This window comes from Actinomadura darangshiensis (genome assembly GCF_004349235.1).
Lineage (GTDB): Bacteria > Actinomycetota > Actinomycetes > Streptosporangiales > Streptosporangiaceae > Spirillospora > Spirillospora darangshiensis.
Genome location: NZ_SMKY01000375.1, coordinates 1 through 7,393, shown reverse-complemented (window position 1 = coordinate 7,393; position 7,393 = coordinate 1). Strand labels below are relative to the sequence as shown.

Sequence of the window (7,393 nt, the reverse complement as noted above, 5' to 3'; positions counted from 1 at the left end):
GTTATGGGGGCGTCGTAGAACTGGCGGGCTTCTTCCAGGGCGGCTATCGGGTCTGCCCAGGGGCGTAGGTGGGTGAGGATTAGGTGGGCCGCGTTCGCTCCTTTTGCTAGGCGGGCGGCCTGGGCCGGGGTCAGGTGGACGTCTGCGGAGCCGGGGGTTTCCACGGCGGCGGCCGCCTCGCAGAGGAGGAGGTCCGTGCCGCGGGCCAGTTCCAGTAGTTCGGGGCATTCGCCGGAGTCGCCCGAGTAGGTGAGGCTCGTGGAGTCCAGCGTCACCCGCACGGCAAGGGCGGGGACCGAGTGACGGACCGGTGCCGTCTCGATCGTGAACGGGCCGAGCATGCGAATCGCCGGGGACGGGTCGTGCCAGTCGAGCGCGGTCGCGTAGGCGGGCGGATCGGTCGGGCCCAGCACGCGTTCGGACGTTCCGGCGGGGGCGATCACCGGGAGGCGTTTCGGGGCGCCGCGGCGGTCTCGTAGGTAGGCGAGCGGCATCAGGTCCGAGCAGTGGTCGCGGTGCGGGTGGCTGATCACCACGGCGTCGAGCTCGCATGGGTCGATGAAGCGTTGCAGGGGGCCCAGCGCGCCCGTGCCGGCGTCCAGGAGGAGCCGGAAGCCGTCGTGCTCCAGCAGGTAGCAGGAGCACGCGGCGTCCGGCCCCGGGACGGTGCCCGCGCAGCCGACGACGGTGAGGATCACGGCAGGACGCGGGCGACCAGGTCGGCGACGGCTCCGTCCGCGCACGGGCCGACCACGAGGTCGGCGGCGGCGCGGACGGTCTCGGCGCCGTCCCCGACGGCGGCGCCCAGGCCGGCGGCCTGGATCATGTCGAGGTCGTTCGGGTTGTCGCCGATCGCCGCGATGTCGGCAAGGGCCACGTTCCGGGAGGCGGCCAGTTCGCGAAGCGCCGCCCCCTTGGTGGCGCCCGGTGGGAGCGCCTCCAGGTAGGTGCTCTCCGAGCGGACGAGGGTGACGCCTTCGACGTTCGCCGCCAGCTGCTCTTCGGTGGGGTCCATCAGGCCGGGGTCGTCGCAGATCAGCATGACCTTGACGATGTCGTCGAGCAGCAGATCGCCCCAGGCGCCGATCCGGGTGAGCGTCATGCCGTCCCGGTGGGCGTAGTCACGCAACGCCTGCGAATCGTGGAGCGTGTGGGCGCGGCCTCCGCTGAACGCGACCGGCCACACGCCCTCGGGGAGGGAGCCGAACAGCATCGTGAGCTGTGCCCAGGCGGCAACGCCCAAGCAGCGCCGGTAAAGGACGGTGCCCGTGCTCAGGTCGACCACGCGGGCCCCGTTGTAGAGGATCGCCGGGGTGGTCAGGCCGAGCGCCTCGTAGTACGGGAGCGCGGCCGTCTCGCTGCGTCCGGTGGCGACGATGACGGTGCCGCCCGCGTCCATGAAGCGGCGCAGCGCCGCCAGGCTCGGCTCGACGATCTCCCTGTCGCGGCGGACGAGCGTCCCGTCCAGGTCGGTGACGATCCAGTCGACCGTGCGGACACCGGTGGTGCTCACGGCCGGGCACCCGTGATCTCGGCCATCACGGAACCGGCGAGGTCGAACCCGCCGACGCACGCCAGGTATCCGGGCGCCATGTGGTCGGGGACGCCGGGCTCGGCGCCGAGCGGCAGATAGGTCCCGCCCGCCTGCCGGACGAGGAGGAGGGCCGCGGTGATGTCCCACGCGTTGATGGACGAGTCGTACGCGACGTCCACCCATCCGGCGGCGACGTGCGCGAGGGTGAGCGCGGCGCTGCCGGGGCGGCGGACGGTCGCGAACGCGTCCACCATGTCGCCGAAGCGCCGCAGCGTGACCTCGCGGCCGGCGGCCAGGTCGCGCGGGCTCGGGTAGGACGTGGCGACGACGGCGGTCTCGTCGCGGGCGGCGCCCTTGCTCTCGATGCGGTTCCCGTTGCAGGTCGCGCCGTCCAGGGACGCGCTGAACATCTCGTCCCGCACCGGGTCGTACACCACGCCCGCGACGACCTCGCCGCCGGCGACGGCGCCGATGGACACGCAGAAGAACGGCAGGCCGACGGCGAAGTTGGCGGTGCCGTCGATGGGGTCCACGTACCAGCGGATGTCGCCGTCCGAGCCCTGCGCGCCGCCTTCCTCCCCCACGACGATGCTGCCCGGCGTCTCCTTGCCGAGGACCTCCCGGATGGTCTCCTCCGCCGCGCGGTCGTGCTCGGTGACCGGGTCGTGCATGTCGCGCTTGGTGTCGACCTCGGGACGCGAGCGGAACGCCGTCCGCAGCCGGTCCCCCGTGGCGCGAGCGGCGAGCTCGGCGATTCCGGCCAGTTCCCGCGAGGCGGGGACATCGACGTTCATGCGTCTCCTTCGATGGCGTTGGTGAGCAGTTCCAGCAGTCCGTACCCGTCGTCGACGACGGCGTCGGGACGGGCCCGGACCTCGTACGGGACGTCGTAGGTCCCCTTGGCGACCATCAGGATGTTCCCGCCGACGCCGGCGCGATGCCCGCAGACCACGTCCCGGTCGAAGTTGTCGCCCGCGTACCAGGCGTCCGCCGGCTCGATGCCGAGGGCGCGGGTGGCGATCCAGATCATCTCCGGGTTGGGTTTGCGGACGCCGGCCTCCTCGCTGTAGACCTCGAACGCGAGCCTGCCGTCCAGACCTGTCGCGGCGGTGAAGTCGCGGTGCACGGCGCCCGACAGCGCGTTGCTGACGACCGCGCAGGGGATGCCGGCCGCGTCGGCGGCGTCCAGCAGCTCGGGGATGCCGGGCCGGATGCGGCGGTCCTGCCGCAGCTCCCCCATCCGCTTGCACAGCGGCGTCGCGTGCGCGACGACGAGCTGGCGGGCGGGCGCGGGCCAGTCGGCGGCCACGTAGTCGCCCCAGAACGCGGTGTGGGTCATCTCGGGCGGCGCGTACGGACGGGACATCGCGTCCTTCCAGCACTTGTCCGCCGCGACGCCCGCCTTGATGTCGGCCTCGACCTCGGCGACGTCCAGGTCTCGGCAGCCCGCGCGGGTGAGGGTCTTGTGCACCTCCTTCGCCAGTGCCGCCGACCAGCCCTGGCGCCGGGACGTCTCGACCAGCACCCCGCCGAAGTCCAGCAGCAGTCCCCGCGGCCTGCGCATCGGTGCGTTCAAGACACCACCTTCGGGGTGGTGGTGGTCGCGTCGTCCCACGCGGACATGCGGGCGCCGTCCTCGGCGAACAGGTGGAGCCGTCCGGGGCGCGCCCAGCAGCGGAGCCGGTCGCCCGGCGCCGCCTCGGGGTCCTCGTGGGTGACGGCGAACATCTCGGTGTCGAGGACGCGCAGCTGCACGGTCCAGCTCGCCCCGGTCGGGAGGACGGCTTCGACGACGGCCTCGTCCGACCAGGCCGTGTCCGGTACCTCGTCCTGCGACGCCGCCAGTTTCAGCGCCTCCGGCCGGACGCCCACGCACCCCGGCGTCCCGAGACCGTCGGCGCGTTTCTCCGCGTACCGCAGCAAGGACCCGGCGAGGCCCGATTCCCCGGCCGGGACGATGTTCATCGGCGGGCTGCCGACGAACCCCGCGACGAACCGGTTGCCCGGCCGCTCGTACATCTCCATCGGCGGCGCCACCTGCTGCAGCTCCCCCTCCGACATCACCGCGATGTGCGTGGCCATCGTCATGGCCTCCATCTGATCATGCGTGACGAACACGACCGTCGCGCCGGTCTCGTCGTGGATGCGCTTCAGCTCGGCGCGCATCTCCAGGCGCAGCCGCGCGTCGAGGTTGGACAGGGGCTCGTCCAGGAGCAGGACGTCCGGGTCGACGGCGAGCATGCGGGCCAGCGCGACGCGCTGTTGCTGGCCGCCGGACAGCTGGGACGGGTAGCGGTCCATGCAGTCGGCGACGTGGACCTTCTCCAGGGCCTCCTTGGCGCGGGCCTTGCGGCGCTCCGCCGGGACCTTGCGCATCCGCAGCCCGAACTCGGTGTTGCCCTGGACGGTGAGGTGCGGCCAGAGCGCGTAGTTCTGGAAGACGAGGCCCATGTCGCGCTTCTCCGGCGGGACGTAGACGCCGCGTTCCACCGAGTCCAGGACCCGGTCCCCCACGCGGATCTCACCGCGGGTGGGCTGCTCCAGCCCGGCGATCATGCGCAGGGTGGTGGTCTTGCCGCAGCCGGACGGGCCGAGGAGGCAGGTGAACGAGCCGTCCGGGATGGTGAGGTCGAGGTCCCGCACCGCCGGGCGGGCGCCGCTGACGTAGGTCTTGACCACTCCGCTGAGGTGGATGGCCGGCATTGATCAACCTCCGATGCCCGAGGCCAGGCTGCTCTTGGTGAGCCGCTGGGCCAGGTAGGTCATGGTGAACGAGACGAGGGCGATGACGAGCACGACCCCGTTGGCGAGCTGGGTGTAGCCGTAGTCGACGAGCCCGATCGACAGGGTGGTGAGCAGCTGGGTCCCGGAGGTGGTCAGCATGATGACGATGCTGAGTTCCTTCAGCCCGGAGATGAACGGCAGCACGACGCCGGTGACGAGCGCGCCCCGCTGGATCGGGATGATGATCCGGACCATCCGGGTCGGCCAGCGCGCCCCGCTGATCTGCGCGGCCTCCTCCGGTTCGCGGCCGAGCTGCATCATCGCCGAGATCCCCGACCGGGATGAGTACGGCAGGTGCGTGACGGTGAGCACCAGGACGAGCAGCGTGATCGTCCCGTAGAGGGCGGGGACGGGCCCGCGCCGCACCGCGAACAGCGACAGGCAGGCGGCGGCGAACGCGATGCCGGGCACCAGGTACGGCAGGAACGACACCTGCCGCAGGAAGGTGGAGACGCGGCTCCCGGCGCCGCGCACGACGACGTACCCGATGAGCAGGCCGAGGAAGCCGCAGATCAGCGAGGCGAGCCCGACGATGCGCAGGCTGTTCCAGGCGGCCTCCCACAGCTCGCCGCCGCGCAGCAGGCCGTGCGGGAACCCGACGGCGCCCTCGATGTGGGAGCCGAACCAGTACCGCAGCGTGAAGTTGCCCGCCGAGAAGACGCCGGGCGTCTTGGTGACGGTGGACAGCAGCAGCGTCAGCACCGGGACGACGACGCTGGCGGCGAACACGGCCATGCCGAGGCCCCAGGCCGGCCAGCGCCAGCGGCGCAGGTCGCTGCGCCGGTCCATCGCGCCCTTGCCGCCGACCGTGACGAACCGGCGCTGCTCGCGGACCAGCCGCGTGTCGACCAGCACCACCAGCACGCCGACCAGGACGATCACCCCGGCGAGCGTGGAGGCGACGCCGGTGCTGCGGTCCCGGATCGCGTGGTACAGGCTCGTGGACAGGACGTTGTAGTCGCTCGGCAGCCCGAGGATGTACGGGGTTCCGAACGTGCCGAGGACGCGGCCGAGCACGAGCAGTACCGCCGACGACAGCGCGGGCAGCATCAGCGGCAGCGTGATGCGGCGCATGACCGTCCGGCCGCCGGCGCCGAGGATGCGCGCCGAGTCTTCCAGCTGCGAGTCGATGCGGCGCAGCGCGTTGCCGAACAGCAGCAGCACGAACGGGTAGTAGTGCAGCCCGAGCGTGACGATGATCGGCAGCGGCCCGTAGGCGAGCCAGTCGGGCGTGTGGATCCCGGCGCCCTGCAGGTAGCCGACCTGCCCGCCGGACCGCTCGTTCTTGAACAGCGACAGCCACGCCAGCGCGAACGTCCAGGACGGCAGCATGTACGGGACGACGAGCGCGCCGGCCAGGAACGTCCGGCCCGGGACGTTGGTGCGCGTCACGAGCCACGCCATCGACCCGCCGACGACGAGCGCGAACGCGATGACGCCTACCGCGATCGTGAGGGTGTGCCAGAGCGGCTCCCAGAACAGCAGGTGGCTGACGGGCGAGCGGAACACGCGCCACAGGTAGTAGCTCGTCCAGGACCCGAAGTCCTGCCCGGAGCGGGCCTCGTCGCCGTACTGGACGCGGCCCGCGTCCGAGACGACCGAGACGAGCGGGGCGATGACGAGGTAGAGCAGGACGAGGCACAGCACGAGGCCGAGCAGCACGGTGGGGTCACGCAGCAGGACGCGGGACCGGTACAGCACGCGCCGGCCCCGTGACGCCGGCCGTGCGGAGGCGGCGACCGCCATGGAGATCCTCCGGGGGTGGGGTCCGGCGGGGCCCGCGGGCCCCGCCGGAACAGGCGATCAGGAGTGGTTGACGCGCCAGAAGTCCTTGATGTCCTGGCGGCTGCGGAAGTCGGCGAGCAGCTGGTCGGAGGAGAACCGGTACAGCTGGGTGTTCCAGTCCGTCAGGCCCGGAGGGTTGGCAGGGCTCTGCCCGACGGCCTTGTTGCCGGAGACGCCGCCGCTGGCGGACTCAAGGTCGAAGCCCTCCTTCGACATCGCGAAGTGGACGAAGAGCTTGGCGGCGTTCGGGTGCTTGGACTTGGTCGCGATCGTCGCGAACTTCGGGTACCCGAAGCCGACCCACGGGTTGAGGCCCTCGCAGACCTTCATGTTGAAGTTCTTGTCCTCCAGGTCGCGGAACTTGGAGATGGAGAACAGGCCGATGCGCTTCTGCGTCTGGTTGGGGGCGCCGACGCCGGTGGCGACGTCCTCGTCCTCGGTGGTGAGCACCGGGTCGTTCTTCGCCAGGCGCTTCACCCACTCGTAGGCGGCGTCCTTCTCCTTGGTGTCGAGCTTGCCCTTGCCGAGCTGCTCGTAGGCGGCGGCGAGCTTGTCGTTGCCCTTCTCCGACAGCTGCGTGAACCACTGGGTGAAGACCTCCTTGCCCAGCGGGTCCTGCATCATGACCTTGCCCTTCCAGGCCGGGTCGGTCAGGTCCCAGATGTTCTTCACCAGGCAGCCCTGCGGGCTGAGCTTGGGGTTGTAGGCGAACACGTACGCCTTGAGGATCATCATCAGCGGGTTGCGGTCGGCCTCGCCGATGTCCTTGGCGAGGTCCGGCGGGATCCAGGTCGTGACGACCTTCTGCGGGAGGAGCTGGCCGACGAGCATGGGGCCGTCCTCGAACAGGCTGACGTCGATGGTGACGTTGCCGGCCTGCCCCTCCCGGGTCATCTTCTCCGCGGTCGCAGCGGCCTTGGACTTCACGCCCTCGGCCTTGATGCCGTACTTCTTCTCGAACGCGGCGGCCACGTCCTTGACGTCGCCGCTGCCGTCGTAGGCGAGGACGCTGCCCTCCTTCTTCGCGGCGGCGACGAGCGCGTCCAGGTCGAAGGACGCGGCGTCCTCGACGGTCGCGGTCGGCAGCGGCTTGTCCGCCGCCGCCTCGCCGCCGGTGGACGGCGCGCACGCGCTGAGCGCCGCCGTGGCGAGCGCCGCGAGCACGGCGACGCCGGCCCGTGCCCGGTGCCCTCTCGGGATGGTGCGGATCATGGTGGGTTCTCTCCTTGCGCTGCGCCGGCGGGCCCCCGGCCTGCGGCATCTTGGGGTGGGGTGGTGGATGCGGGGAGG

General features: G+C 71.5%; 7 protein-coding genes. All 7 read right to left on the bottom strand.

Going from position 1 to position 7,393, the window contains the following annotated elements:
* A partial coding sequence (locus E1293_RS41975; protein ID WP_165978647.1) for an MBL fold metallo-hydrolase occupies window positions 1-698 on the bottom strand: 698 nt, incomplete at its 3' end.
* Window positions 695-1,513: a Cof-type HAD-IIB family hydrolase gene (locus E1293_RS41970; RefSeq protein ID WP_132204904.1), complete on the bottom strand. Its 819-nt coding sequence runs from the start codon at window positions 1,511-1,513 to the stop codon at window positions 695-697. The genes E1293_RS41970 and E1293_RS41975, both read right to left, overlap by 4 nt.
* Window positions 1,510-2,328: an inositol monophosphatase family protein gene (locus tag E1293_RS41965; RefSeq protein ID WP_132204902.1), complete on the bottom strand. Its 819-nt coding sequence runs from the start codon at window positions 2,326-2,328 to the stop codon at window positions 1,510-1,512. The genes E1293_RS41970 and E1293_RS41965 overlap by 4 nt, the downstream gene beginning before the upstream one ends.
* The gene (locus E1293_RS41960) at window positions 2,325-3,110 is read right to left on the bottom strand and encodes an HAD family hydrolase (protein ID WP_243717376.1); all 786 of its coding nucleotides are present in this window, start codon (window positions 3,108-3,110) and stop codon (window positions 2,325-2,327) included. Before E1293_RS41960 ends, E1293_RS41965 begins: the two co-directional genes overlap by 4 nt.
* A complete protein-coding gene (locus E1293_RS41955) occupies window positions 3,107-4,237 on the bottom strand; it encodes an ABC transporter ATP-binding protein (protein ID WP_132204900.1) in 1,131 nt (376 codons plus the stop codon). Before E1293_RS41955 ends, E1293_RS41960 begins: the two co-directional genes overlap by 4 nt.
* A gap of 3 nt (window positions 4,238-4,240) precedes the next feature.
* Complete coding sequence (locus tag E1293_RS41950) at window positions 4,241-6,064, bottom strand: ABC transporter permease (protein WP_132204898.1); 1,824 nt, start codon at window positions 6,062-6,064, stop codon at window positions 4,241-4,243.
* Between the two features lie 57 nt (window positions 6,065-6,121).
* Window positions 6,122-7,315 (bottom strand): ABC transporter substrate-binding protein, encoded by a 1,194-nt coding sequence (locus tag E1293_RS41945; RefSeq protein ID WP_132204896.1) that lies wholly within the window; start codon window positions 7,313-7,315, stop codon window positions 6,122-6,124.
* Window positions 7,316-7,393 lie beyond the last annotated feature (78 nt).